Below are 25,502 nucleotides of genomic sequence, written 5' to 3'. Positions count from 1 at the left end.
TGATCTTGCTCTTAGGCTATCCGCGGCCCCTTACATTATGCAGATTACAGAAAAAACCCTGCAGCCACTAAATAGCTGCAGGGTATTTAATCCAGTCCGATTTCAGCTTCCGCCCTCTCCACGACAATCCGGTTGCGGCCGCCATTCTTCGCTTCGTAAAGGGCCATATCCGCTCGATAGAAGAGAGACTCTACGCTGATCTTGTCATTGGTCCAGTTCCATTCGGAAATTCCGCAGGACACCGTTACGCGGGGATCGGTCTCTTCCGATACCCTTATGCGAATCCGTTCGGCGACCTGCATCGCCTGTTGAATGCCGAGTCCCGGCAAATACACGGCAAGCTCTTCACCGCCCCAACGGGCTGGAATATCGCTGTGCCGTATCGTTGTCTTCACGATGCTGCTGACCTGCTTCAGAATTTTGTCCCCCCGCTGGTGACCGAACGTATCATTGACCTGCTTGAATTCATCGATATCCACAACGATGAGAGAACCGCAAAAATCACGGTTCTGACATTCATGGATCATTTCGTCAAGATAATGTCTCGCATACAGTTCAGTCAGCATATCCCGGTTAGCCATTCTCCTCACTTCCGCATGCAGAAAAGCATTGCCGATAGCCAGACCAATATGGCTGGTCAGAGCTTGAAGCAGCCGATAGCTGTCATAGGAAAAATAATGCGGCTTCGCATGGGTGAGAAGAACAACGCCCCGTACTTCACCGTTAACGGTTAGCGGAGTAGCAATCATCGAGCTGGAATGGGTACTCTCCATCAGTCTGGATTCCGCCGGACGTTCTTCGTGATAGTCTGACAGGATGAGGGGCTCCTTCGAATGATAGACTAGGCCGCCCAAACCATAATCCTTCTCAAAGACCTCCTTGGAAAGCCACTCAGCGTTGCAGGATACCACTTCAAGACCGCCAAGCTCCTCGTTATAAATCAAAATGCAGCAGTAATCGGCTTCAAGAATCTTTAGCAGCTCATGGTTGGCAAATTGAAATATCTCCGCCAAATGCAGGCTTTTGTTCAACCGCTGTGTCAATTCATTAATCATACGGAGCTCATGAATCATCAGATTGGACTGCTCGTACAATTTGGCATTCTCAAACGCGGTGCCGGCAGCGTCGGCCATCATCCCGAGCAGCTCCAGATCCATATCGGGCAGCTCGGACTTGTCCACTTCCACATGGAGTACGCCATAAACGCCCTGCTTGCCTCCCATGGGAATCCCGATTTCCACGATCGAATCGGATTCCTCATGTTCATCAATCGTGAGGGTACCCTCCATGAATGTCCGCACATAAACCTCTTTCTGCCAATGATGAAGCAGCAGAGGACGTACAAGCGGATGTCCACTCTCATGGTCCTGAGACATAAACAATTCGACTTTGGCCTTGGGATACAGCGCCAGGACACTGTCGATAGCCTCCACCAGCACGCTGTCCACATCAATCTGGACATGCATCCGTTTGACATACTGAAACATGATGGAACGCCTGTGCACCTCACGCTCAGCTTGGGTGTGGACTTTCTCCAGATCATCAGCAAACACGTACTCCAGCTTCCGATAGAAGCAGGAACGAAACAATAAGGCGTATGTTTCTGTCAGCATAAGTGATTGTTCCGGCTCCATTGCCTGCGAGGAAACACTGACCATCACCGCAAATACATCACCATGAATCCGAGTGAAGAGCGGGACAGCGCACAGCACGCTTCCCTCAAACGAACCCCTTCCCATTCCTTGGGCCGCTTCCTTGGAGTTCAAAGCAAGCGATAATGTCTCATCTTCACTTCCATTAAGGTATTCCGTTATATCGGAAGCCCCTGTCAGCCAAGCTCCCTCATGAGAAAGAAGGGCCCAGCTGAATTTCTTCATCGCCTGTGTGCCTGCGCTTTCTCTTAGCCACTCCAGATAGCTGTCTGATATGAGAGGCTGAATATAAGGGAAATCATGAGGTGTAATATCCAAGCTCTGAAGCCAAAAGCAAGGCTCGTTTCCAGGAATTGGCCCGGCATCATGAAACATAACTGCAGAACCGGGAGAGCTTTCATACACTTTCCGTTGATCTTCTGACATATTGGGCGCTCCTTTGCACCATTATAAAAGGCCTATCCAAGACTGGCGTTCCGATTCATAATGTAAGGATCCATTGGCTGCCGCATAAATGGCGGTAACCCAGCTGTTCAACATGTTGGGAAGGTGCTACTTAAACACCAGATAGGTGTTACAATATGTAACTAGATAAATGAGACTACTTAATCCAATACCATCTTACTCTTTTCTACCCATTTTTGCATTAAAATTTATGCGTTTTTCACAATAATTTTAGGTCCATGGACCTATCGACAAAATTAGACAAAATCCAAGTTATAGTAAGTTGCAGGTTGAACTTGACTTTATATCATTACTTCATATAATATTTATTGTTGAGTAAGAATGCAATGCATTCCATGAATTTGGGCGGGTTGTGTCACCCTCACGTTATTTGTTACTGACAGGACAGCGGCTGAACTTTCCTGGCAGATCTTCCGGCGATTTCGGTAGAGCAAACAAATACGGCGCAAATAGAGCCCTAATGAAACTTTAATTAAAAAGGAGTCTATATAACATGGCACGTTACACCGGTCCTAAATTTAAATTAAGCCGTCGTCTGGGAATCTCCCTGAGCGGTACAGGTAAAGAATTGGCTAAACGCCCTTTCCCTCCAGGTCAGCATGGTCCTAACCAACGGAGAAAAGTCAGCAACTATGGTATGCAGCTTCAAGAAAAGCAAAAGCTGCGTCATATGTACGGCTTGGGCGAGAAGCAATTTAAAACCCTGTTTAACAAAGCAACTGGCATGAAAGGTATCGCTGGTGAGAACTTTATGTTCCTGCTTGAGAGCCGTCTGGACAACCTGGTTTACCGTCTTGGCTTCAGCAACTCCCGTGCGGGTGCTCGCCAATTGGTAGCTCACGGCCACGTGACTGTGAACGGCAAGAAAGTCGATATCGCTTCTTACGCTGTAAGCACTGGCGATGTAATCGGTCTTCGTGAAAGAAGCCGCGGCCTTTCCTCCATCAAGGAAGCTTTGGCTAACCGTGTACATCTTCCAGCTTACCTCGAGTTTGATGAAGCAGCAATGGAAGGGAAATACATCCGTCTTCCAGAACGTTCCGAACTTTCCCAAGATATCGATGAGAAGCAAATCGTCGAATTCTACAACCGTTAAGATTAACTCGGAACCCAAAACCCTGAAGGCCTCGGCCTTCAGGGTTTTTTTATGGTGAATCCTCTGAATTTTAAAATAACCTCAAAAAAGCTTCAGTCTGGCAAATTTACGCCTGCCCACTTGAACCACATCCCCATCTAGAGGAACGATCTCACCGTAAATGTCGCTGCATTTCTCTCCGTTCCATTTTACGGCCCCCTGCTGAATGCTCCGTCTGGCCTCGCCATTGGAAGCGGCAAAACCGAGCAGTGTCAGCAGATGGATAAGCATCATCTTTCCTTCCTTCAATTCTCCTTTGGGTACCATGTAAACCTCAATGTCTTCAGGAAGTGCCTTCTGCTGGAATACGGTCACAAAATGCTGCTGTGCAGCATCCGCAGCCTCCCGCCCATGATACATGCGAACGAGTCTGTGCGAGAGACTCATCTTGGCATCCCGGGGATGGACGATTCCGTCCCGGAGCCCCTTCTCCAAGCTGGTTACCTCCTCACTTGCCATATCCGTGGCCAAGCTGAAGTATTTGAGCAAGAGCTCATCCGGAACGGACATGGTTTTACCGTACATCTCATTCGGCTCTTCATCGATACCGATGTAATTGCCCAAGCTCTTACTCATCTTCTGTACGCCGTCAAGCCCTTCAATAAGCGGCATCGTGATTGCAACTTGAGGCTCTGAGCCATACTCCTTTTGCAGGGTGCGTCCCATCAGCAAGTTAAACTTCTGATCCGTCCCGCCAAGCTCGACATCGGTCTTAAGCGCCACGGAATCCATCCCCTGCATCAATGGGTAAAAAAATTCATGGATGCTGATCGGAAGCCCGCTCTGATAACGTTTTGTAAAATCATCGCGTTCCAGCATCCGTGCCACCGTCACCTTTGCCGATAAGCTGACCACATCGGCAAAAGTCATCGGCGCAAGCCACTCGGAGTTGTAATATACCTTCGTTTTTTCAGGAGCCAATACCTTGTATATTTGTTTTTTGTACGTTTCCGCATGCCGTCTAACATCTTCTTCCGACAGCTGCTTACGCGTTTCGGATTTGCCTGTCGGATCTCCGATTCTGCCGGTAAAGTCCCCAATGATGAGCTGTACTTCATGTCCGAGTTCCTGGAATTGACGCAGCTTCTGCAGCACGACGGTATGCCCGACGTGAAGATCGGGCGCTGACGGGTCCATCCCCAGCTTCACGCGCAGCGGCTCGCCGGTTACAACCGATTTTATCACCTTCTGCCTCATCGCTTCTTCCGGGATGATCTCCACCGCGCCACGGGAGATCACCTCCATCTGCCGTTCCACCTCTTGCTGCTGAACGTTCGATAAAACATCCCATTTCATGTTTCCGCACGCCTCCCTCTATTTATGAACGCAAAAAAGCTCCTACTCATCCCAAGGGACGAGTAGGAGCGCTCGCGTTACCACCCTAATTAGAACCCGTTACCTCAGGAACGGATTCTCACTTCATTGCCATAACGGGTTGTCATCCCGGAACCGGACTACTGTAACAGCCGCTCAGGTGTACGGCTCTTTTTCCCCCGGTCAGCTCCGGACGGTAATTCAAAGGGGCTCGTTATCGGTTTGCACCACCCACCGACTCTCTGGAAACGAAAGGCTCCGCCTTCTACTGGGGTCCTTCAAAGCTTTTCACGATATGAACTTTCCATTATTTGTATCACATGCTTTCCGCAAAAGTCAATCTTCCTCAAAAAAGGACACGCTATATAGGGACACATGATTCAAAACCTTCGATTTATGCTATAATAGGTGCGTTAAAAGGAGGAGTATACATTCATGGTTGAGGAGAAAAAACAAGAGCCTGAAAAACAGAAGAAACCGCGTAAACGGTCCTTTCTGCGGGTGCTCGGATCCGTCATCGGATGGCTCTTTGTGGTGGGTCTGATGGGCGTTTTGTTCGCTGGAGGAGCCGTAGCAGGCTACGTGACCTCTATTGTTGAGAATGAGCCGGTAAGATCCAGGGCTCTCATCGAGAATACGGTGAACGACAATGCCATAACGGGCTTCGCCTACTTCGCGGATGGCTCACCGATCGGGCAGCTTAGAACCGAAGAAGACAGACGACCTGTGGAATTCAAGGATATTCCCCAGCTTGTTAAGGATGCCGTCGTATCCATAGAAGACAACCGTTTTTATACACATAAGGGTGTTGACATAAAAGGTACCGCTCGCGCCGTAAAGGAACGCGTGCTGAACGAACCGGTTCAAACCGGCGGCAGCACGTTGACGCAACAGCTGGCCAGGCTCACTTTTTTAAGTCGCGACAAAACCGATAACCGCAAGGTAAAAGAAATGCTGCTTGCCATGCGGATGGAACGCTTTTTGAGTAAAGACCAAATTTTAACAGCCTACTTGAACAAGGTTCCTTACGGCAACGGTTCCAGCGGATACCAGCTGTTCGGGATCAAGGCTGCCGCAAAAGGAATATTCAACATTAACAAGCTGGATGATCTGAACGTGGCTCAAGCTGCATATTTGGCAGGTCTGCCGCAGCTTCCATCCTCCTACTCGGCCTTCAACGGCAAAGGAGAATTTGACGAGAAAGCATTTAACCGGGCAGTAAACCGGCAACACCGCGTGCTGGCAAGCATGCTGGAAGAAGGCAAAATAACGCAAGCCGAATATGAAGAGGCCAAAGCATTCGATATCAAAAAATCGCTTGCTCCTCGCACACAGAAGGCCTATGTGACTTATCCTTATCTCATGATGGAAGTAGAACGTCAAGCATCGAATATTCTGATGCAGCTGAGCGAGGAAGCGGAAGAGAACGCAAAAGGCACGCAAGCGAACTCCGATCTGATGGATGCTTCCCGGGCCCAGCTCAGCACCGGCGGTTACCGTGTTTACACCACCATCGACCGGACATTATACAAGACCATGCGATCCATTGCTGAGGATGACAGCAATTACTTGCCTGACAGCCAGGAAAAAGGAATGGAACAGACCGCCGCGATGATGATCGACAACAAAACCGGCGCCATTCTCAGCATGATTGAGGGCAGGGATTTTAACACAGAACAAATGAACTACGCCACACAAATGAAACGACAACCTGGATCTGCCATGAAGCCTATTGCCGCCTATTTACCGGCACTCGATTCGGGAGGGATTCAACCTGCCAGTGTGGTGGACGATTCACCGATCATCTTAAAGGACTACAGCAAAGTGTTCCATATTCCCAAAAACTCGTACAGCGGGTACAGAGGATTGATGACGGCACGACAGGCATTGAACGATTCGACCAATACGGTGGCCCTGAAACTGTTTAACAACACGGTCGGAATCGAGAAGGCTTGGGAGTTTTCCAAGAAGCTGGGTATCACGACCTTGGAGGAGGACGATTATAACGCTTCAACAGGTGTACTCGGCGGGCTTCATTATGGCGTGACAGTTGAAGAACTCACCAATGCATACAGTTCCATCGGCAATCAAGGCAAATTCACGGATGCTTTCATGATTGAGAAAATCGTGGATTCCAAAGGCAATATTGTCTATAAACATGAAGTAAAACCGGAGCAGGTATTCTCCGAGCAGACAGCGTATCTTATGACGGATATGCTCCGTACCGTCATCACGAACGGAACAGGCAGCAAGGTCAGAGACACGTACAAGAAATTCAATGAGGTTCCGGTCGTTGGTAAAACCGGATCTACCCAGAACTACGGGGATGTCTGGTTCATGGGATACTCGCCGGATGTGACGCTTGGCGTATGGGTCGGATACAAAGAACAAAAAAATACGCTCGTTGGAGACCAGCGCAAGCACGCCCAGGCCATTTGGGCAAGAATCATGAACGAAGCAACCGACGTTAAGCCGGATCTGTTCCCAACCAAAACGTTTGAGAAGCCTGAAGGCATAACCTCCAAAACGGTTTCGGCGTACAGCGGCAAACTGCCGACCGCCTTAACGGACAGATTCGTAACGGATCTGTTTAATGTGAAGTTTGTGCCTACCGAAAGCGATGATGGCATCGCAAAAGCGAAATATATCACCTATCGGGGTGTAAATTACATTCCACATGAAGCAACGCCTCTGGATATGTTGAGAGAACAAATCGTAATCAAGCGTGAGAAACCCATTGATGAGCTGATTATAGAGCTGCAGAACGCCCTGAAGGTCATGAAAGGTGAAAAGAGATCACTGGAATCTTATCTGCCGCAGGACGCGAAGAAAGGGATGCCAAGCAGGCTCGACCCTAGAACGGATGATGGCAAAGCCCCTACTCCACCGAAAAACGTACATTATTCGATGGGCAGCGGCTCGATCAGCTTTAATGCCAGCGGATCTCCTGATGTTGTCGGATACCGGCTCTTTAAGTCCGTTAACGGAAGTCCGTATACACACCAAGGGCAGGTCGTGCTTGGCGATGAGAGTCTTGTCTTCTCGGGACTTGGAGCTGACGGAATGTTTACTTCCTATTACGTTGTCGCCGTTGACGTTGCCGGCAAAGTATCTGAGCCAAGCGCTATTGTGGGCGGCACAGCGCCTGGATTCGAAGTACCGGGCGACAACGATGCGAATCCGGATGACGACATCGATAATCCGGATGACGGCTTGACTGAGGGAGATCCCAATATCGACCTGGAACTTGGGAATGAAGGTGCTGCTACCGTACCGTCTGCACCAGGTCAGCCGACCCTTGTAGCTACCCCTGAGGGCTTTCAGGCCACCTGGAGCGGCAATGCTCCAGAGGAAGAGGTTATGGTCTACAACATCTACATCAGTCCAAATAGTGACGGCAATTACCAGATTCTTGGCTCAAGTAAGAGCACGGAGTTCTATTACTCCTCTGGTAACCCAATCGGCGGTACCTTTAGAGTAACTGCCGTAAATCCAATCGGTGAATCTGCTGCTTCACCGGCCGTATATTTTGAGAAAAAATAGATTGAAATATTAAAAAGCCAGCCCCTCTACAGAGATCATCTGTTGGAAGGGCTGGTTTTATTTTTGCTTAAGCAGAGGCTTCTGGTTTAGTTCATCTTTTTAGGTAGAAGAAAAAAACGCCCGTCTATAAAAAAACTGACAATGAAAATGGTGGTCACCATCTTCATTGTCAGCCCTGTCTTGATCACGCTTTTTAATCTTCAATCGTGGACAGATCACCTGTCGGAAGATCCAGCTCCCACGCTTTCAGTACGCGGCGCATGATCTTACCGGAGCGCGTCTTCGGAAGTTTATCCTTAAACTCAATTTCACGAGGCGCGGCATGAGCGGAGAGTCCTTCCTTCACAAATCGGTAGATTTCATCCTTGAGCTCCTGAGTGGGTGTATACCCCTCGCGTAAGGAGATAAAGGCTTTAATGATCTCGCCACGAGTAACATCAGGCTTACCGATCACGCCTGCTTCAGCAACAGCCGGATGTTCAACCAGCTTGCTCTCGACTTCGAACGGCCCGATTCGCTCACCGGACGAATTAATCACATCGTCGATTCTGCCCTGGAACCAGAAGTATCCTTCTTCATCCATATATGCCGAATCACCTGAAATGTACCAGCCCGGAATTCGGAAGTATTCTTCATACTTCGCCTCGTTATTCCAAATTTTTCTCATCATGGACGGCCAAGGTGTCTTGATTGCCAAATTCCCCATCGTGTACGGAGCCACTTCTTTCCCCTGATCGTCCAGGATAGCCGCTGTAATGCCCGGCACCGGGCGCCCCATGGATCCTGGCTTGATCGCCATGCCCGGGTAATTACAGATCAACTGTCCGCCAGTCTCTGTCATCCACCATGTGTCATGGATACGCTGCTTGTAAGCCTTGTGTCCCCAACGCACCACCTCGGGATTAAGCGGCTCGCCAACGGATAAAATATGCCGTACATGGCTCAGATCATATTGGTCGATAAGCTCGGAGCCGGCACCCATTAACATGCGGAAGGCGGTCGGAGCGCTGTACCATACCGTTACCTTATTGTTCACCAAAGTGCTGTACCAATCCTGCGGACTGAAACGGCCTCCGCGAATGACATTGGTAACCCCGTTCAACCACGGTGCAAAAATACCGTAGGACGTACCGGTAACCCAGCCCGGGTCCGCCGTGCACCAATATATATCATCTTCCCTTAAATCCAAAACAACCTTGCCCGTATAATAATGCTGAATCATGGCATTCTGCACGTGATACACGCCCTTCGGTTTCCCGGTAGAGCCTGACGTATAGTGCATGATCAATCCATCTTCCCGTTCAAGCCATTCAATCTCCAGCTCACTTGATGCAGCTTCAACTTCCTCGTGGTAGCTTACTAGCCGCGGGTCCTCCTCTTCAATCTCGCCCACGACAAAAATATGCTTCAGTTCAGGCAACTCGTCTCGCTTCACGCGTGACAACAGTGCAGGCGTCGTAATCAGTGCAATCGCTCCACTGTCCTCCAGACGATCCTTTACAGCCGTCTCCATAAACGCCTCGAACAATGGGCCGACCACGGCGCCAACCTTCAGAATGCCCAGCAAACCGGCATAGAGCTCAGGACCGCGCGGCATAAAGATAAATACCCGATCACCTTTGCCAACGCCATATTTACGAAGTACATTACCGAACTTGTCGGATTTTTCTTTCAACTGCGCATAAGTAATAGATTCCTCACGATTGGCGTCACTATACAAGAGAGCTACCTTATCTCCTCGCCCCTCTGCCACATGACGATCTATAGCTTCATAGGCCATATTCACTTTGCCCGTCTCATACCAAGTAAAATGTCTCTCGATTTCGTCCCATGAAAACTCGGAGCGTGCCTGCTCGTAACTCTTCATATTGGAATGTGAAACTTCACTTGGCAATATTTCGCTATGCGTTTGATTCATGATAACATCCTCCTCATTCTCAAATCGGTCTCCTCATAGTCGACAGCGCTTACAAAATGATTGAATGAAACATACTTTTTACACATTGCGGTGGGTCGTCACGTTGTCGCAGTCATCGAGTCATTAACCCCTGAATTCGCAAGGAAACATATCGTTAAGTACGACACAAATGTGAAGATTTTATGTCGAAAAGATTATATCATAGCTCTCGTTTGCCTGTCATTGCTTTTCATTTTTTTATTTTTTTGCTATAAGTAGGGTATGGAATTGAAAGGAGCGTAACGGATGGAACACTGCAAGGTATACCAGTCTCATGTTTTGTTCCCTGAAGACCGCCGCCTGATCATCGAAGGACCTGTACCTCCCGAGCAACTATCCGAGCTAACCATGCACCCTGATCTCAAGGCTTTTCGTCGTCCTGCGGAGCAGCATGAGGCATTGGTGGAAATTGCAGGCCTGCCCGAAGGCAGAATCATTATCACGAGAGACCAAGATATGATCGTTGGATATGTAACGTTTCATCACCCGGATGAGCAGGAACGCTGGTCTGAGGGCAATATGGAAGATTTGATTGAACTTGGAGCCATCGAGGTAGCGAAAGATTACCGTTCTCTGGGACTTGGGCAGCAGATGATAAAGACTGCATTTGAAGAAGAGCAGATGGAGCGTTACATCGTGTTTACGACCGAGTACTACTGGCATTGGGATCTTAAAGGAAGCGGCCTTAACGTATGGGATTACCGCAAAATGATGGAACGGTTAATGAAAATCGTAGATATGGAGTGGTACGCAACCGACGATCCGGAAATCTGCTCCCATCCTGCCAACTGTCTCATGGTCAGAATCGGACGGCACGTACCGCTTTCATCACAAGAACAATTCGATCGTATCCGTTTCAGACAGCGGTTTATGTATTAAGTCGATACCCAATAAATAAAAAACAAACTCCCCAAGGGCTTGTCCTTGGGGAGTTTGTCTGTAGAGGTGCATACTGGATATGTATGCCTGCCACTTACACAAAGTTTTTACTAGAGTTTGCCGAGCATGTAGCTCACGATTTCGTGTGAACGCTTGGAAGCTTTCACGGTAAACTCAGGGAAGTTGACATGCGCAGATCCGTCAGCCTTATCCGACATGGATCTGATCACCACATAAGGCACACGGTTCATATAACATACCTGGGCAACGGCAGATCCTTCCATTTCCGCGCAAACCCCGTTCAGATCCTCGTGAAGCGTCCGTACTGTATCACGACTGGCAATGAACTGATCACCCGAAAGAACCTTTCCGATGACGTAATGATTCGCTTCCTGCTCTTTGCACGCTTCCTCCGCCAGCTCGATCAACGAAGGATCAGCAGGAAAATCAGACACTGCCTGATACGGAATCACGCCGCGCGCAAAGCCGAGCGGCGTCACGTCCATATCGTGCTGCATGCAGGAGGAAGAAATGACGATATCGCCAATGTTCAGCTCCGGATGCAGCGCGCCCGCTACGCCGGTAAACAATATTTTGGAAACGCCATAGGCATCAATCAAGATTTGCGTGGTAACCGCGGCATTCACCTTACCCACTCCGCTCTTGCATACAACGACGCGCTTGCCATGAATCGTTCCCGAAGCATATGTAACCCCTGCACGAACTGCCGTTTCTTTATTCTCCAGTTGACTGAGCAGCATTTCCACTTCTTCGTCCATGGCCCCGATTAGGCCGATAACCTGTGTTGTCATACCGATATCCCTCCTGAATTCAAGACCACAAAATAATCCCACCAGAAAAAAGCCCCTTTAAAACCAGGAGCTTTCTTCAAAATGGTAAATTGCTTTCATTCACACTTCTTACTCGTTCACATGACTAACCGAAAGCCGAAGAATCGTTTCATGCGGCAGAATCACGCGAGGATTCTCCACATTCTCCTTCTTCATCAGCTTGGTAAGCAAGCGCATAGCTACGGCTCCCAAATCATACATCGGTTGAGCTACCGTTGTCAGCTGTGGACGAACCATCGAAGCCATCCGAATATTATCTACGCTGATAATAGAGAAATCATCCGGCACTTTGTAGCCTTCATCCTGAATGCTATGAATAGCGCCAATTGCCATCTCATCGGTAGCAGCAAAAATAGCCGTCGGTTTCTTCTTAAGTCCCAGGAAGTATTTCATCGCTTCCACGCCGGACTCATAGCGATAGTTACCAATACGCACCAGATCCTCTTGATATTCGATGCCGGCAGTTTCCAGTGCCTTCTTGTAGCCTTGGAAACGTGCATAGCCATTCGCCGGATCCTGAAGCGTGCCGCTGATCATGGCAATCTCACGGTGCCCATGCCGGATCAGAGTGTTCACTGCATCAAACGCAGCCTGTTCATGATCAATGTCAACGGAAGGATAAGAACCTCTCTCGTCACTTGTCGCACATAGAACAATCGGCACAGCCGATGTCTGGAACGCCTGGATATGCTCGTCCGTCACCGTTCCACCCATAAACAACAAACCGTCCACTTGCTTCTCAAGCAATGTGTTGATAACGCGGATTTCTTTTTCCTTACGTTTGTCGGCATTACACAAAATTATATTATAGTGGTACATGTTAGCAATATCCTCAATACCACGGGCAATCTCCGCAAAGATCGAGTTCGAAATGTCAGGGATCACAACGCCGACGGTTGTGGTCTTCTTGCTGGCCAAACCTCTGGCTACCGCATTCGGACGATACCCTAAACGTTCAATCGCTTCGTATACTTTTTTCCGGGTCTGAGGCTTAACGTTCGGGTTATTGTTTACAACCCGTGATACCGTCGCCATGGAAACGCCTGCTTCGCGCGCAACATCGTAAATGGTTACCGTCAAATTCCTTCTCTCCATTGCCAATAGATTTTCATTCGTTCAATACCAATTGAATTTATGATACGACAAATTACTGCTTTGTGCAACGACACGGCATTAGATGCCGTCCAATTGAGCTTTCAGCGCTTCAGTCGTAATATGGGAATGGGATGTATGCCAGACTGGCGCTCCTTCTTTTACAAGAATAACTTGTGGCGATTCGTGCTGTATGCTTAGAGTTTCCGCAGCTTGACTCGACACCGGACGGTCCGCAATGACATCGATCCATACATAGTCGATCCGCTCGTTCGGCTGGTCCTCCAGGTAAGCTTGCACTTCCTCATAGGCTCCGGCGCTAATTGGGCATCTGGTACTATGTTTGAACAGCAGCAAGGGCCTCTGCTCCGAAGATTCAAGGGTGCTGCGCAACTCTTCTATAGTAGTCATTTTCGTCAACGTCGCCATAGGATATACATTCCCTTCATTGTATTGAAGTTCCTATCCTCTATCCTAACAAAAAGTGCGTGAAAAATCCAACAACCGCGAAAATTTTCTGAAAATTATCTTGCATAATTTCCCGAATTTTCAGGAACGAGAGATTTAATCGTGCTTAACTGCTCGAGCCGTCCCTCAATTTGTCTCATCCAGTCACCGTCGCCCAAGCTCTGGGCATAACGAAATAGATCCAACAGCATATTGATCCGCTCATCAAAAACTTCCATGCAGCGTGTCTGCCATTCTACCGACGAATCATCATCGTATGTACGGAACACTTCTCGAAGTACGTATGCTGACTCATTAACATCTGCGAACGAAACGTGTATTCGTCCGGTCTCATTGCTCATCGATGCGAGATAGCGAAGTAAATCCGGTTTAATAAGAGGCAGAAGCTCATACTTCTTGCAAGCCTGACAGGCATAAACAGGAACATGATATATTCGAGTCCTTCTTTCATGAATCAGCTTTCTTAATTCCAACTTCATCCATTGTCCGCAGTTGCAGGTTTTGAACAAAATGCCCACCCCAAATCCTATCACGTAATCTAATCCCAACAGCCTATGTCACAAATCTGTCACCTAAACTAGTTCTATTCGACTATCATACCAAAGAATCCTGCTAATTTGTGATAATGCTTTATTTACCAGATATGTTTCCAAATGTTTGTTCTTTGCTCGTTCCTATGAAACTGCCCTCCATATTTGTTACAATAAGTACAGTCATACGGACACATGAGGAAATCTGCGAGAAAGGGGTTATATCAATCATGAGATTGGCTGGAAAAAAGGTAATAGCGCTTGTAGACGAAGAATTTGAGGATCTGGAACTCTGGTATCCCGTTTACCGGGTCCGTGAGGAAGGGGCGGAAGTCCATCTTGCCGGGTTGGAAAAAGGAAAAACTTACACGGGCAAATATGGTGTTCCCGCTCAAGCCGAATATTCATTTGAAGAGCTGAACAGCAAGGATTATGATGGAATTCTCGTTCCGGGCGGCTGGGCTCCGGATAAGCTGCGCCGTTATGATAAAGTGCTGCAACTGGTTAAAGAAATGAATGCGGACAAAAAACCGATCGGACAGATCTGCCACGCCGGATGGGTACTCATCTCCGCCAAAATCCTGGACGGAGTCACGGTTACTTCCACACCGGGAATCCGCGACGATATGGAAAATGCCGGTGCAATCTGGAAGGATGAAGCGGTCGTGACCGACGGTCATATTATTTCCGCCCGCCGTCCACCGGATCTGCCGCCGTACGGCAAAGCCTTTTGCGATGCGCTGGCACATCAAGGCTAAAAGCTCCCCTGCACCACACAAAAACAGCCGCTCATTTCACCAAGAAGGACTCCTGGTGAGATAGGCAGCTGTTTTTGATTTGAGTATATGTTAGCTTGTCCACTCAAAAAAGAAACATAAAAATTGTAAAGTTATCCTTCTTCTTGAGGTTGTCTTGTTAAGAGGCCGTGCTGTCCGTACCGTTAGTTCCGTTCAGATAACTGCTGCGTTCGGCAAACGCGCTGAGACGCTCTTCGACAGCGGAGCTGGTACGCAATTTGAAGCAGGCCGCTGCCTCCCCCTTCGCTTCTGCCGCATTGGTATTCAAGATGCGATGCTTCACGCGAAGCAAGGATTGCGGCGACATGCTTAAATCCTTAACGCCAAGCTCCAGCCATATCGGAATCGCCCGCTCGTCCCCGGCCATTTCTCCGCACACGCTGACCGGTATGCCTGCCGCATGCGCAGCCTCCACCGTCGTCCGAAGCATGCGCAAGACCGCAGGATGAAATGGATGGTACATATGCGCGATCTGCTCGTTCATCCGATCCACCGCCAGCACATACTGTACCAGATCGTTCGTCCCGATGCTGAAGAAATCGGCTTCCTCTGCCAACATATCCGAGATGGTAACTGCTGCCGGCACTTCAATCATGATGCCAACCTTAATGTTTGGATCGTATGCGATGCCGCGTTGGTCCAAATCGGCCATCGCACGCCGCAGCACGGCATTAGCCTGCTTGACTTCCTCTATCGAGGATATCATCGGATACATGATTTTGACGTTACCAAAAGCGCTGGCCCTCAGAATGGCGGACAGCTGGGTCTGGAACGGTTCTGTGCGATCCAGGCTGATACGGATGGCGCGATAACCCAGGAAAGGGTTCTCTTCTTCCGGCAGCCCGAAATAATCCAGCTGTTTATCGCCGCCAATGTCCAGCGTACGGATCACGACCGAGGACTCACCTGCGTTCTCGGCAACCAGTTTATACACTTCAAACTGCTCTTCTTCCGAAGGAAAGTTGTGGCGATCCATATATAAAAATTCCGTCCGGAACAATCCGACTCCCTGTGCGCCGTTCTTCAGCGCAATCTCCATTTCTTTAACGGAGTTCATATTCGCGGCCAGATTAAAATAGGTTCCATCTTTCGTAACCGCATCAACGGTTGCCAGGAGCTGCAGCTGCTCTTTCTTTTTCCGTTGCAACTCGCGGATCCCTTCGTAACGCTCTACAACCAGCGTGTCGGGCTCCAAATACAGCAAGCCTTCATCCCCATCCACAACCAGATGCTGTCCGGTCTGGATCGGATGATCCAGCTTGTTCTCAATCCCGGATACAAGTGGTATGCCGAGAGCGCGGGCCATTATCGCCGAGTGAGAGGTCTTGCCACCCGTCATCGTCACGATGCCAAGAACGTGGGAAGGGTTAAGGTGCACAAGCTGAGACGGAGAAAGCTCCTTTGCAACCAAAATATAAGGCTGCGTATCAGCCGGAAGCTTGACTTCCGGAGCACCGAGAAGATGCTTGAGCAGCCGATTACCAACATCCTTAATATCCAGCGCCCGCTCCTTCATATACTCGTCGTCCAGCAAATCGAACATGGATACGAAATGATCGATCGCCTCTTTAACCGCCACTTCGGCAGCCTTGTACTGGCGCTCGATGATCCCTTGAATTTCGTTCATGAATACGGGATCCTCCAGTATGGCCAGATGCGCATCAAAGATCTGCGACTCCTCGTGCCCCACCATTTCCTTGAATTCGTTCTTGATATATTCAATTTCATTCTTGGAGGTTCGTATGCCTTCATATAAGCGCTCGAACTCTTTGGCTAAATCGACAGCATCCATTTCGGAATCCGGAAGGTCCAGCTCCCAATGCGGCAGTACGAAAGCCTTACCGATCGCTACGCCTGTTGCTGCGCCAATGCCTTGTATCATGATTCTCTACCCCCAGCATTACTCTCATTTAATACGACGGACATGACAGATGACTGTCCTCTCTTAACGGACTTGAATGGAGCAAAGCTCCAAGATCTTACTTTATCGGGATTGGTGATCACCATCGGTGTTGCCAGTGATGCGGCATGTGTCTTTAAATATGCCAGATCGAACTTGACCAGCAGTTGCCCCGGCTCAACGGTATCCCCTTCGCTTACCACAGCTGAAAACGGTCCTTTCAGTTGAGAGGTATCGATCCCGATATGAATCAACACCTCGAGTCCATCCGGCGTTGAAATGCCAATGGCATGCATCGTCGGATAGACATGCATCACGGTTCCGTATACCGGAGATACAAGTTCGCCTTTTTCCGGAATGAACGCCACGCCGTTGCCGACAAGCTTGGCGGCAAAAATATCATCCGGCACTTCATCAATCGGAAGCATGCGTCCCTGTACGGGCGCGCTGAACAGAACGCGCGGTAAATCTTGCTGCATCAGCTTATTTATCTCTTCGCGGATGAGCTCGGAATACGTCCCGAATACCACCTGGACATTCCCGCCGCCCAGCTTGATGATGCCGGCTGAACCGAGCAATTTCAATGCGTCCGAATCAATCTGGCGGTCATTGTATACGGTCAGTCGAAGACGCGTCATGCAGGATTGGACCTGAACGATGTTGTCTTTCCCACCAAGCGCTTCCAGAATAAGCGGTGCCTGATAGGGGATGTCTCCTGCCCGGCCTTCCAGCGCCGAGCCTTCTTCACGCCCGGGTGTCGGGATTTCGAAGGTGCGAATGGCCCAGCGGAACAGAAAATAGTAAACGATGCCGTATACAGCCCCGATGGGTATGATGATCCAGGCGTTCTGCGACAAGTGAAAATTGAGTACGTAATCGATAAATCCGGCCGAGTATGAAAACCCGTGATGGATATCAAATGCATAGGTAAGCACCATCGCGAAACCGGCCATCAGGGCGTGGAGTACATACAGATAAGGAGACGCAAATAAGAATGCGAATTCAATCTGCTCCGATACCCCGGTCAAAAAACAGACGAGCGCGGACCGCATAAACGTTTTTTTCACCTTCGGCTTCAAATCTTCCCGTGCCTCTTGAATAATGGCAAATGCAATCGCCGGCAGGGCAAACATCATAATCGGGAATAAGCCGGCCATGAAGTCGCCCGCTGTCGGATCACCCGCGAAGAATCGGGGCAGATCCCCCTGAACAACGGTACCGTCTTCCGTCTCGTACGAGCCCAGCTGAAACCAATAGACGTTATTCAACAAGTGATGCAGACCAAATGCCGTCAGTACCCTGTACAAAATTCCGTAGAGAAATAATCCGAATGCCCCCATATGTACGGTCAGATCATAAAAAGCATCTAAGCCGCGCTGTACCATGGGAGCCATCCCCAGCATGATCCATGCAAATATCGTGGAGAACAGTCCCATGAACAAAAGCACAAATCGGGAGCCCCCAAAAAACTGTATAGCTTCTGGAAGCTTAATATGTTTGAACCGGTTATAAACGTAACCGGACATTACCCCAAAAATAATACCAATCAAGGTCGAGGGCTGTACACTCCCGTCTCCGAGACGGGATATTACCTGATCGTAGATGAACATGCCAGCCAGAGCGGCAAGCCCTGCGGGTCCTCCCTGGTTCGAGAGCCCCCATGCGACACCGATGGCAAATAAATACGGCATATAATAAAACACACCGTGCCCCGCTGCCTGGGCAATCTCGCCCAAGGTTCCGAAGCCCCACGCCGACCATGGCAGACTCCCCACGCTAAGCAGGAGAGCTGCCGCCGGAAGCGCCATTGTAGGGAGCATAACTGCTCTGCCCAGCTGTTGTAATGATCCCAACCAATTCAAGGCGAGCCCTCCTTTCTATCCTTGATGGTAAGCGCTGCGCCTGTTTTTGTCAAAAAGAAATCAGGGCAAATGCCACATAGAAAAGCAAGCCTCACGAGCAGTGCCTCGGCAGGCCCGGATCGTGTCCAGTCTGCCAGCGGCTGCTTCAACATAAGGCTTGCTCCTAATTCCAACTCACCAATTCAAATCTTAACGCCCGCCCAAAGCGATGGAATCCTCCACCTTAATGCAGCGGTCCATGATGGCAATCATGCCGCTCTTCTCCGCGATGGCCGCCGCCTCTTCACTGATAATGCCCTGCTGAAGCCAGAGCACCTTGGCTCCAATCTCGGCAGCTTCCCGCGCCACATCGGCACAATATTCACTGCGTCTGAACACATTGACGATATGGATCGGCTCCGGAATGTCCTTCAGGGATGGATAACTCTTCTCCCCAAGTATTTCTGTTGCACCAGGGTTAACCGGGATAATCCGGTATCCGCGCATTTGCATCGCAGCAGAAACCATATGGGAAGTACGATCCGGCCGGTCAGACAGACCGACAACAGCGATATTGCCTGCGTTTCGCAAAATATCCGCGATTTCTTCGCGCGTAGGATTTTCAAATGCCATGCTTCATGACCACCTTTCCATTCGTAATAGACGAGCCTCTTGGCTATTCCTTTATTTTACCCATTCTACATTGGCTCCAAGCGCCTTCATGTGATCAAAATATTGCGGGTACGACTTGGCCACATGATGCGCATCCTTAATCCGGATCGGCTGATGTGCGCGAAGTCCGACCACAGTCAGGGCCATAATGACCCGATGATCATAATGGGCATTGATCTCCACACCGCCCTCGACGCCTTCCGGACGGCCGTGAACGATGATCTCGGCCTGGCGTTCCTCAACGTTGGCTCCGGCTTTGCGCAATTCATTCAAATAATCCGTAATCCGGTCGCATTCTTTATAGCGGAGATTCTCCACATTGTAGAATCGAGAGGTTCCTTCCGCAAACACAGCTGCCGCTACCATCGCAAGTACCGCATCCGTCGCCGCATCTCCGTCGAAATCCAAAGCCTTCAGGGTTCGGTTTCCCTGGACATGGACATTACCGTCCTTGTGCGTGAGGGGAACATCCATCATCCGCAGGACGTCAATAATAGCCCGCTCTCCCTGCTTGCTGTCCTCTGACAGATTGCGGATGGTTACATCCGACTGCGTGACAGCAGCCGCCGCCAGGACGGCAGCAGAGCCCGGATAATCGCCTTGAACGGTATAGGTCTTCGCTTCGTAGGATTGACCGCCAGGAACCCGGAAGAATGTATAATCATCCGCTGCGTGAATCGTAATGCCCGCTTGCTCCAGCACTTCCAGGGTCTGACCGATAACGACCTTGGATTTCAAATCACCGGTAACGGTAATCTCGCTGTCCTCGGCAAGCAGTGGCGTTAAGAACAACAGTGCGCTTAAGTACTGCGAACTTACTTCGCCAGATACGGTGAGCTTTCCGCCTTTCGGCTGACCGCCACGAATCGTGATCGGCAGTTTGCCTTCATTATGCTCGACTTCCACGCCCAATTGACCAAGCGTCTCAATGAGATCATCATGAGGACGTTTGCCCAGTGATTCCGGATAAGTATTGACAAAGGTAACCTCTTTAGACAACGCCGTGACGCCCATCAGGAAGCGCAAAACGGCGCCGGCGTTACCGACGTTCAGTTCCTTCACATCCCGCGGCGATTTGCCAAAGCCCGTAATGACCGCCTTCTCCTCGTCCTCCTCGATCACGGCCCCGAGATCCCGGATACAGCGTCTCATGGCGTCGCTATCCTCGCTATGAGCTGGGTAATAGATCGTGCTCGTTCCTTCGGCAAGTGCAGCTACCAGCAAGTAACGAGTTGTATAGTTCTTGGAGGATAGCGCTCCAATCTCTCCGTTTAATATAGGCGTAGGCTTGACGATTACATCCATCGTATGTATCTCTCCTTGTAATTATTAGGTTATGAATAACAACCTTGAAATCTCCCTTAGTATAAATTGACAGGGAAAGAACCGCTTGGTTATCATAGTTCATGTGAACTGGAAATTCAGATCGTTACGATCTTAATCATTTATTATCAGAAAAGAGGTCTATATGATGAAACCGATCCCTCAAATGGAAACATCGGAGCTTAGAAGCCGGCTTCAAAACGGCGAAAATGTGTACATGATTGATGTCCGCGAGGACGAGGAAGTTGCAGCAGGCATGATCAGCGGTGCCAAGCATATTCCTATGGGCGAGATTCCGAATCGTCTGGACGAAATTCCGCGCGATCAGGAGGTCGTCTTCATCTGCCGCAGCGGTGGTCGCAGTCAACACGTATGCGAATTTTTGAATCACCAGGGCTTGACTAATGTAATCAACATGAAGGGCGGCATGCTTCAGTGGCATGACGATGAAGAATAGACAGGCCATGAAGAAGGTGCGGGATGATCGTGATTCCCGCCTTTTTTGCATGCTCCGACCCAAGTACAATCTACAGATGCACCTTAGAGACTGATTCATGATCATCGCCTCAAGGCCGTTCGCTGACCATCTTAGCCGCGGTAATGCGTTAAAATGTCAGCCGCTACTTCCCCCGCGGGTCGGCCAACCGTATCCACTATGACATCCGCAAACTGGTATTTGTCCTTTCGTTCATCCAGGATACGCCGAACTCTATCTTCGACATCCCCCGCAAGCAGCGGCCGATTGGCATCACCACGTACCCGTTCAACAATGCTGGAAGCATCCGCTGTAAGAGCAACGACCCAGCCACCGCGTTTCATTACATCACAGTTCTCGGAACGAAGCACAGCTCCTCCGCCGGACGCTACGACAATGCCTTTCCGTTCTAAAACGCTGCGCAGTGCAACAGATTCTGCCTCACGAAAATACGGCTCTCCATCCGCTTCAAACATCTCGGAAATCGTTCTGCCTTCCACCCTCTCAATTTCCGCATCCAGATCGATCAGGGTGTAGCCGAGCGTGTCTGCCAGGAGACGCCCAACGGTTGACTTGCCCGTACCCATCATCCCGATCAGAATGATGTTCCTACCTATCTTATCCAATTTGACACCCCATTTGCTGCTTCACTGTAAAGGTTGCTCATATCATACCACAGCCCCAAATCTTTCGACAATGGACCTGACTCTCTAAATTGTTCTTATACGAGTAACCCCCAAGTAAAGCTCCAATTTTATCGAGTCTATCTGGTTCCCTATTGTCATATACTAATTACAAGAATACAAGATTAGAAGAAAGGAGTGAATATATTATGTCTTTTCGTCCAACCGGTCTCTCTTCCGCTGCCAAGCGCATCCGCCGGATTCTCGACCCCGCCTACCCGCTATGCCGCGAAGATGTGATCTGGGTGCTTCATTTTGTCCAAAAAAAAGTGGCTCTGAAGGATCCTGCACTGCTGGATCTTTCAAAGCCACGTTTGCTGCAAAATTTCAACAGTTACTGCGAAGCCGCGCTGCTCTTGCTCGGAAGCGGAAACCACATCCATACAAAGAACCACGACATCCGCACCTGTCTCTTAGAAGCCATGCACGGACTTCCTGAGCTGGCGGAGGCGCACTCCCCTTCTCAAGCCCGTACGGTTGAATCTCTGATCTCTCCCCCGGCGAACGGAAATCATTCTAGCTCCCCAGAGTGAAATGGCTCCATCAGGGATGGCATTCATGCTGCCATAGAGAGCAGAATTAATCCATCCAGGGAGGATGGCATTCATGCTGCTAGAAAAAGCAGAATTAATCCATCCAGGGAGGATGGCATTCATGCTGCTAGAAAAAGCAGAATTAATCCATCCAGTTATAGTGGAAGGTGCCTTCTTTGTCCACGCGTTTAAACGTGTGAGCTCCAAAGTAGTCACGCTGAGCCTGCAGGAGGTTTGCCGGCAGGTTTGCGGTGCGATAGCTGTCGTAGTATGCAAGCGCGCTGGAGAACCCAGGAACCGGGATGCCCAAGGATACCGCGGAAGCAACAACCTTACGCCATGCATCTTGATAGGATTCAATAATATCGGTAAAGAACGGATCCAGCAGCAGGTTCTTCAGCTCAGGATTGTTCTCATAAGCATCCGTGATGTTCTGCAAGAAACGGGAACGGATAATGCAGCCGCCGCGCCAAATTTTAGCGAGGTTGCCGTATTGCAGGTTCCAGCCGTACTCATCGGATGCCACGCGAAGCTGTGCAAAGCCTTGAGCATAGGATACGATTTTGCTTGCAAACAGCGCTTTGCGCACATTTTCAATGAATTCGGCCTTGTCGCCGTCAAATGCAGCTGCTTTTGGACCATTCAGGATTTTGCTTGCTGCCACACGCTCTTCTTTCATTGCGGACAAGAAACGGGAGAATACGGATTCGGTGATCATGGACAGCGGCACGCCCAGATCCAGGGAGCTTTGGCTTGTCCATTTACCTGTTCCTTTTTGGCCTGCCGTATCCAGAATCACGTCAACCATCGGCTTGCCGGTTTCTTCGTCATATTTGGAGAAAATGTCAGCCGTGATCTCGATCAGGTAGCTATCGAGTTCGCCTTGGTTCCACTCTGTGAAGATTCCGTGCAGATCCTTCGCATCGAGGCCGAGTACGTCCTTCAGCAATTGGTAAGCTTCGCAAATAAGCTGCATATCGCCATACTCGATACCGTTGTGAACCATTTTTACATAATGGCCGGCACCGTCTGGTCCGATATATGTACAGCAAGGCTCTTCGTTAACTTTAGCGGAAATGGCCGTCAAAATAGGCTCAACCAGCTTGTAGGCACTTTCTTGTCCGCCAGGCATGATCGATGGACCTTTCAATGCGCCTTCTTCGCCGCCGGAAACCCCAGCACCGATAAAGTTAAAGCCTTTTTCAGCCAGTTCTTTGCTGCGGCGCTGTGTATCAGGGAAATAAGCGTTACCGCCGTCGATGATGATATCGCCTTTGTCCAAATGTGGAATCAGCTGTTCAATCGTAGCATCCGTAGCTTGTCCCGCTTGTACCATGATCAGGATTTTACGAGGAGTTTCAAGGGAATCCACGAATTCTTCGATCGAGAACGTCCCCTTCACTTGCTTGCCTTCGGTTTCCTTCAGCATATCTTCCGTTTTTTGCGGAGAGCGGTTATATACGGAAACGGTGAAGCCTTTGCTTTCGATGTTCAGGGCCAGGTTTTTTCCCATTACAGCAAGGCCAATCACACCGATTTGTTGTTTTGACATCTGGTTCTCCATCCTTTGCTCCAATATATTTTTAAACAAACCTATCCCTATCCGAGATGATTTGCAATAATCTTATATTAACGTTTTTCATTTGACAAGTGAACCCCTGTCACAAAATCAGAACACGCGCGAAAACACCCCTTCTGTTTCGGAGTGTTGTTCGTGCTTTAAACTTGTATCCGGGTTGAAGTCATTACCACTCCAGCCTCATCAGCTCCAAGGAAAGCTCACGGAGTCTATGCTTGCAAGCCGAAATTTTGTCTTCGTCCCCCTCTTGCAGCGCCGCATGGAGCTTCTCAAGCTCATCATCGGTTTCCAGTCTCGACAGCAGCAATCGCTGTTCCCCTACATCCGATTCAAACAGCCGCAGCATTTCCTGCTCCGTCATCGGCGTTCCCTTCTGAAACAGCACCCGCTGCCGGTAACCGGATATTTCCACGAGCCTTATGACCTCACCAAACAAAATATTCTCGATCAAAATTTGCCGATCCTTGAAACGTTTGACGACAGCATGGCCACGGGTATTCTCGATCAATTTCTCCATCCATTCCGCGAGTTTGGGATCACGAATCATATAATCGCCTACCAGTTTAAAACCGCTTCCTGTTCGTTGAAACCGCAGCTTTACCAGCTTGCGACCTGTTCGGATTGAAATGACAAACTGCGTATCATTCTCGCTCCAATAAAGCGAATATCCTTCCTGGATCAATTCCTTGATTAGGTCCTGGATATGCCGGCGATCAAACCGGAGCTCCAGGTTGCAATACTCCACTTCCTCGCTCTTATTCACGGCACTCCCTCCTCCGGTTTACTACCGATCATTAAACGGCGGTGAAGATTTCCCCCATGGCTGCTTTTGATGTTGTCTTATCTATATCTTATACTCCATCTTATGTAACGGTAACTTGGTTTATTGACTATTTTTAACCCACATGAACATACGGTGAAGCTTTTCTGGGCAATGCGTGATGTCCGTTTGCCTTATGGTATAATAAGTTATCCAAAAACCGAGTTTAGTAACGATATCATCAACAACAGGGAGGCCATCACATCCTATGACGGTTACCGGATTTACAGATCAAGATTTCGACGTATTCTCCGTTCCCGGGCTTGAGGCCCGTATGGAGGTTCTCATTGAACGTGTAAGACCCAAGCTGGAGGCGTTAGGGGCTGAGTTGTCACCTTATGTATCGGCATTGGCTGGGGAAGAAATGTTTGTGCATGTGGCGAAGCATGCAAGACGCACTGTCAATCCTCCCATTGACACCTGGGTCGCTTGGGCTGCCAGCAAACGCGGCTACAAAGCACTGCCTCATTTTGAGGTGGGCATGTTCGGAACCCATCTGTTTGTCATCTTCGCGATTATTTACGAGAGTCCCAACAAGACCGTGTTTGCCGGCAACCTGGAAGCCAAGCTGAAGAAAACCGCGAAGGCACTGCCTAAACATTTCTACTGGTCCATGGATCACATGAACCCTTCTGGCACCTCTCATCAGGATATGAGTGAAGAGGATTTCACGCGTCTGATTGAGAAGCTGAAGCAGGTGAAAAAGGCTGAGGTCATGTGCGGACTGCGCATCCCGCGCGAGGAAGCCGTCAAGCTTGAAGGGGACAAGCTGGTGCAAAAAGTGCAGGAGACGTTTGAGACGCTGCTGCCGCTTTATAAAATGGCGTTTTAATGAGCATGATATATTGATGTAAAGGGCTGCTGTTGTGGTCATAGCCCCGTCAAGTAGACAATAAAAAAAGAGAAATTTTATTAAGCGGCGACTTTCTCCCGAAACTCAATCGGGGAGAGGTCGCCCAGTTTGTTTTGGAAACGTTCCTTGTTGTAAAACAA

Annotated in this window: 22 protein-coding genes and 1 other annotated feature; of the genes, 7 read left to right on the top strand and 15 right to left on the bottom strand. The window is 49.4% G+C overall.

The window, feature by feature from the left end; genetic code table 11:
• Positions 1–86: 86 nt before the first annotated feature.
• Positions 87–2,078, bottom strand: a complete 1,992-nt coding sequence (locus AK95_RS30520; protein WP_071223681.1) for a sensor domain-containing diguanylate cyclase — start codon at positions 2,076–2,078, stop codon at positions 87–89.
• A 532-nt stretch (positions 2,079–2,610) separates the two neighbouring features.
• Here AK95_RS30520 and rpsD point away from each other — a divergent pair.
• A complete protein-coding gene (gene rpsD, locus AK95_RS30515; protein WP_071223680.1) occupies positions 2,611–3,213 on the top strand; it encodes a 30S ribosomal protein S4 in 603 nt (200 codons plus the stop codon).
• Between the two features lie 81 nt (positions 3,214–3,294).
• On the opposite strand, the gene tyrS is transcribed toward rpsD, so the two are convergent.
• Entirely contained in the window at positions 3,295–4,548 is a 1,254-nt protein-coding gene (tyrS, locus tag AK95_RS30510; RefSeq protein WP_071223679.1) for a tyrosine--tRNA ligase, read from the bottom strand.
• Between the two features lie 51 nt (positions 4,549–4,599).
• Positions 4,600–4,857, bottom strand: a binding site (T-box leader).
• 144 nt (positions 4,858–5,001) lie between these two features.
• Here tyrS and AK95_RS30505 point away from each other — a divergent pair.
• Positions 5,002–8,109: a penicillin-binding protein 1A gene (locus tag AK95_RS30505; RefSeq protein ID WP_071223678.1), complete on the top strand. Its 3,108-nt coding sequence runs from the start codon at positions 5,002–5,004 to the stop codon at positions 8,107–8,109.
• A gap of 193 nt (positions 8,110–8,302) precedes the next feature.
• On the opposite strand, the gene acsA is transcribed toward AK95_RS30505, so the two are convergent.
• Complete coding sequence (gene acsA, locus AK95_RS30500) at positions 8,303–10,027, bottom strand: acetate--CoA ligase (protein ID WP_071223677.1); 1,725 nt, start codon at positions 10,025–10,027, stop codon at positions 8,303–8,305.
• A gap of 285 nt (positions 10,028–10,312) precedes the next feature.
• On the opposite strand from acsA, the gene AK95_RS30495 reads away from it, so the two are divergent.
• A complete protein-coding gene (locus tag AK95_RS30495; RefSeq protein ID WP_071223676.1) occupies positions 10,313–10,945 on the top strand; it encodes a GNAT family N-acetyltransferase in 633 nt (210 codons plus the stop codon).
• A 110-nt stretch (positions 10,946–11,055) separates the two neighbouring features.
• Here the strand turns inward: AK95_RS30495 and AK95_RS30490 are convergent, their stop codons facing one another.
• The 4 genes from AK95_RS30490 to AK95_RS30475 all read right to left on the bottom strand — a co-directional run bounded on the left by AK95_RS30490 (position 11,056) and on the right by AK95_RS30475 (position 13,889).
• Positions 11,056–11,757: a 5'-methylthioadenosine/adenosylhomocysteine nucleosidase gene (locus tag AK95_RS30490; RefSeq protein WP_071223675.1), complete on the bottom strand. Its 702-nt coding sequence runs from the start codon at positions 11,755–11,757 to the stop codon at positions 11,056–11,058.
• A 108-nt stretch (positions 11,758–11,865) separates the two neighbouring features.
• Positions 11,866–12,876, bottom strand: a complete 1,011-nt coding sequence (gene ccpA, locus AK95_RS30485) for a catabolite control protein A (RefSeq protein ID WP_071223674.1) — start codon at positions 12,874–12,876, stop codon at positions 11,866–11,868.
• A gap of 93 nt (positions 12,877–12,969) precedes the next feature.
• Positions 12,970–13,317 (bottom strand): bacillithiol system redox-active protein YtxJ, encoded by a 348-nt coding sequence (gene ytxJ / locus AK95_RS30480; protein WP_071223673.1) that lies wholly within the window; start codon positions 13,315–13,317, stop codon positions 12,970–12,972.
• Positions 13,318–13,412: 95 nt separating this feature from the next.
• Positions 13,413–13,889: a hypothetical protein gene (locus AK95_RS30475; RefSeq protein WP_235613267.1), complete on the bottom strand. Its 477-nt coding sequence runs from the start codon at positions 13,887–13,889 to the stop codon at positions 13,413–13,415.
• A 227-nt stretch (positions 13,890–14,116) separates the two neighbouring features.
• Here AK95_RS30475 and AK95_RS30470 point away from each other — a divergent pair, with 227 nt between their 5' ends.
• A complete protein-coding gene (locus tag AK95_RS30470) occupies positions 14,117–14,644 on the top strand; it encodes a type 1 glutamine amidotransferase domain-containing protein (protein WP_201259451.1) in 528 nt (175 codons plus the stop codon).
• A 157-nt stretch (positions 14,645–14,801) separates the two neighbouring features.
• Here the strand turns inward: AK95_RS30470 and ptsP are convergent, their stop codons facing one another.
• From ptsP to aroA, 5 genes are read right to left on the bottom strand one after another with little or no spacing between them, the layout of a single operon-like run.
• Positions 14,802–16,565: a phosphoenolpyruvate--protein phosphotransferase gene (gene ptsP / locus AK95_RS30465; RefSeq protein ID WP_071223671.1), complete on the bottom strand. Its 1,764-nt coding sequence runs from the start codon at positions 16,563–16,565 to the stop codon at positions 14,802–14,804.
• Positions 16,562–18,445 (bottom strand): glucose PTS transporter subunit IIA, encoded by a 1,884-nt coding sequence (locus AK95_RS30460; protein ID WP_071223670.1) that lies wholly within the window; start codon positions 18,443–18,445, stop codon positions 16,562–16,564. The genes ptsP and AK95_RS30460 overlap by 4 nt, the downstream gene beginning before the upstream one ends.
• A complete protein-coding gene (locus AK95_RS34360; protein WP_162487675.1) occupies positions 18,442–18,597 on the bottom strand; it encodes a hypothetical protein in 156 nt (51 codons plus the stop codon). Before AK95_RS34360 ends, AK95_RS30460 begins: the two co-directional genes overlap by 4 nt.
• 37 nt (positions 18,598–18,634) lie before the next feature.
• A complete protein-coding gene (locus AK95_RS30455; RefSeq protein ID WP_071223669.1) occupies positions 18,635–19,057 on the bottom strand; it encodes a CoA-binding protein in 423 nt (140 codons plus the stop codon).
• 51 nt (positions 19,058–19,108) lie between these two features.
• Positions 19,109–20,401, bottom strand: a complete 1,293-nt coding sequence (aroA, locus tag AK95_RS30450) for a 3-phosphoshikimate 1-carboxyvinyltransferase (protein WP_071223668.1) — start codon at positions 20,399–20,401, stop codon at positions 19,109–19,111.
• A gap of 166 nt (positions 20,402–20,567) precedes the next feature.
• On the opposite strand from aroA, the gene AK95_RS30445 reads away from it, so the two are divergent.
• On the top strand, positions 20,568–20,876 hold the full coding sequence (locus AK95_RS30445; RefSeq protein WP_174819205.1) for a rhodanese-like domain-containing protein: 309 nt from the start codon (positions 20,568–20,570) through the stop codon (positions 20,874–20,876).
• 131 nt (positions 20,877–21,007) lie between these two features.
• Here the strand turns inward: AK95_RS30445 and AK95_RS30440 are convergent, their stop codons facing one another.
• Entirely contained in the window at positions 21,008–21,520 is a 513-nt protein-coding gene (locus AK95_RS30440; protein WP_268801978.1) for a shikimate kinase, read from the bottom strand.
• Positions 21,521–21,726: 206 nt separating this feature from the next.
• On the opposite strand from AK95_RS30440, the gene AK95_RS30435 reads away from it, so the two are divergent.
• Entirely contained in the window at positions 21,727–22,110 is a 384-nt protein-coding gene (locus tag AK95_RS30435) for a hypothetical protein (protein ID WP_201259450.1), read from the top strand.
• Between the two features lie 142 nt (positions 22,111–22,252).
• Here the strand turns inward: AK95_RS30435 and gndA are convergent, their stop codons facing one another.
• Both gndA and AK95_RS30425 read right to left on the bottom strand, forming a co-directional pair.
• Positions 22,253–23,662 (bottom strand): NADP-dependent phosphogluconate dehydrogenase, encoded by a 1,410-nt coding sequence (gndA, locus tag AK95_RS30430; protein WP_181469719.1) that lies wholly within the window; start codon positions 23,660–23,662, stop codon positions 22,253–22,255.
• A gap of 193 nt (positions 23,663–23,855) precedes the next feature.
• Positions 23,856–24,452, bottom strand: coding sequence for a hypothetical protein (locus tag AK95_RS30425; protein WP_071223665.1), 597 nt, complete (start codon positions 24,450–24,452; stop codon positions 23,856–23,858).
• 265 nt (positions 24,453–24,717) lie between these two features.
• Here AK95_RS30425 and AK95_RS30420 point away from each other — a divergent pair, with 265 nt between their 5' ends.
• On the top strand, positions 24,718–25,341 hold the full coding sequence (locus tag AK95_RS30420) for a YktB family protein (protein WP_071223664.1): 624 nt from the start codon (positions 24,718–24,720) through the stop codon (positions 25,339–25,341).
• Positions 25,342–25,502 lie beyond the last annotated feature (161 nt).

Source organism: Paenibacillus sp. LC231 (genome assembly GCF_001860525.1).
Classification (GTDB): domain Bacteria; phylum Bacillota; class Bacilli; order Paenibacillales; family Paenibacillaceae; genus Paenibacillus_AQ.
Note: the sequence above shows the minus strand (reverse complement) of the source record. Positions and strands in the feature narration are given on the sequence as shown.

Bases quoted from the DNA above. Each gene is read 5' to 3' on its own strand.
- AK95_RS30520 (WP_071223681.1), bottom strand. From the start codon at position 2,078: ATGTCAGAAGATCAACGGAAAGTGTATGAAAGCTCTCCCGGTTCTGCA.
- rpsD (WP_071223680.1), top strand. From the start codon at position 2,611: ATGGCACGTTACACCGGTCCTAAATTTAAATTAAGCCGTCGTCTGGGA.
- tyrS (WP_071223679.1), bottom strand. From the start codon at position 4,548: ATGAAATGGGATGTTTTATCGAACGTTCAGCAGCAAGAGGTGGAACGG.
- AK95_RS30505 (WP_071223678.1), top strand. From the start codon at position 5,002: ATGGTTGAGGAGAAAAAACAAGAGCCTGAAAAACAGAAGAAACCGCGT.
- acsA (WP_071223677.1), bottom strand. From the start codon at position 10,027: ATGAATCAAACGCATAGCGAAATATTGCCAAGTGAAGTTTCACATTCC.
- AK95_RS30495 (WP_071223676.1), top strand. From the start codon at position 10,313: ATGGAACACTGCAAGGTATACCAGTCTCATGTTTTGTTCCCTGAAGAC.
- AK95_RS30490 (WP_071223675.1), bottom strand. From the start codon at position 11,757: ATGACAACACAGGTTATCGGCCTAATCGGGGCCATGGACGAAGAAGTG.
- ytxJ (WP_071223673.1), bottom strand. From the start codon at position 13,317: ATGGCGACGTTGACGAAAATGACTACTATAGAAGAGTTGCGCAGCACC.
- AK95_RS30470 (WP_201259451.1), top strand. From the start codon at position 14,117: ATGAGATTGGCTGGAAAAAAGGTAATAGCGCTTGTAGACGAAGAATTT.
- ptsP (WP_071223671.1), bottom strand. From the start codon at position 16,565: ATGATACAAGGCATTGGCGCAGCAACAGGCGTAGCGATCGGTAAGGCT.
- AK95_RS34360 (WP_162487675.1), bottom strand. From the start codon at position 18,597: ATGTTGAAGCAGCCGCTGGCAGACTGGACACGATCCGGGCCTGCCGAG.
- AK95_RS30455 (WP_071223669.1), bottom strand. From the start codon at position 19,057: ATGGCATTTGAAAATCCTACGCGCGAAGAAATCGCGGATATTTTGCGA.
- aroA (WP_071223668.1), bottom strand. From the start codon at position 20,401: ATGGATGTAATCGTCAAGCCTACGCCTATATTAAACGGAGAGATTGGA.
- AK95_RS30445 (WP_174819205.1), top strand. From the start codon at position 20,568: ATGAAACCGATCCCTCAAATGGAAACATCGGAGCTTAGAAGCCGGCTT.
- AK95_RS30435 (WP_201259450.1), top strand. From the start codon at position 21,727: ATGTCTTTTCGTCCAACCGGTCTCTCTTCCGCTGCCAAGCGCATCCGC.
- gndA (WP_181469719.1), bottom strand. From the start codon at position 23,662: ATGTCAAAACAACAAATCGGTGTGATTGGCCTTGCTGTAATGGGAAAA.
- AK95_RS30420 (WP_071223664.1), top strand. From the start codon at position 24,718: ATGACGGTTACCGGATTTACAGATCAAGATTTCGACGTATTCTCCGTT.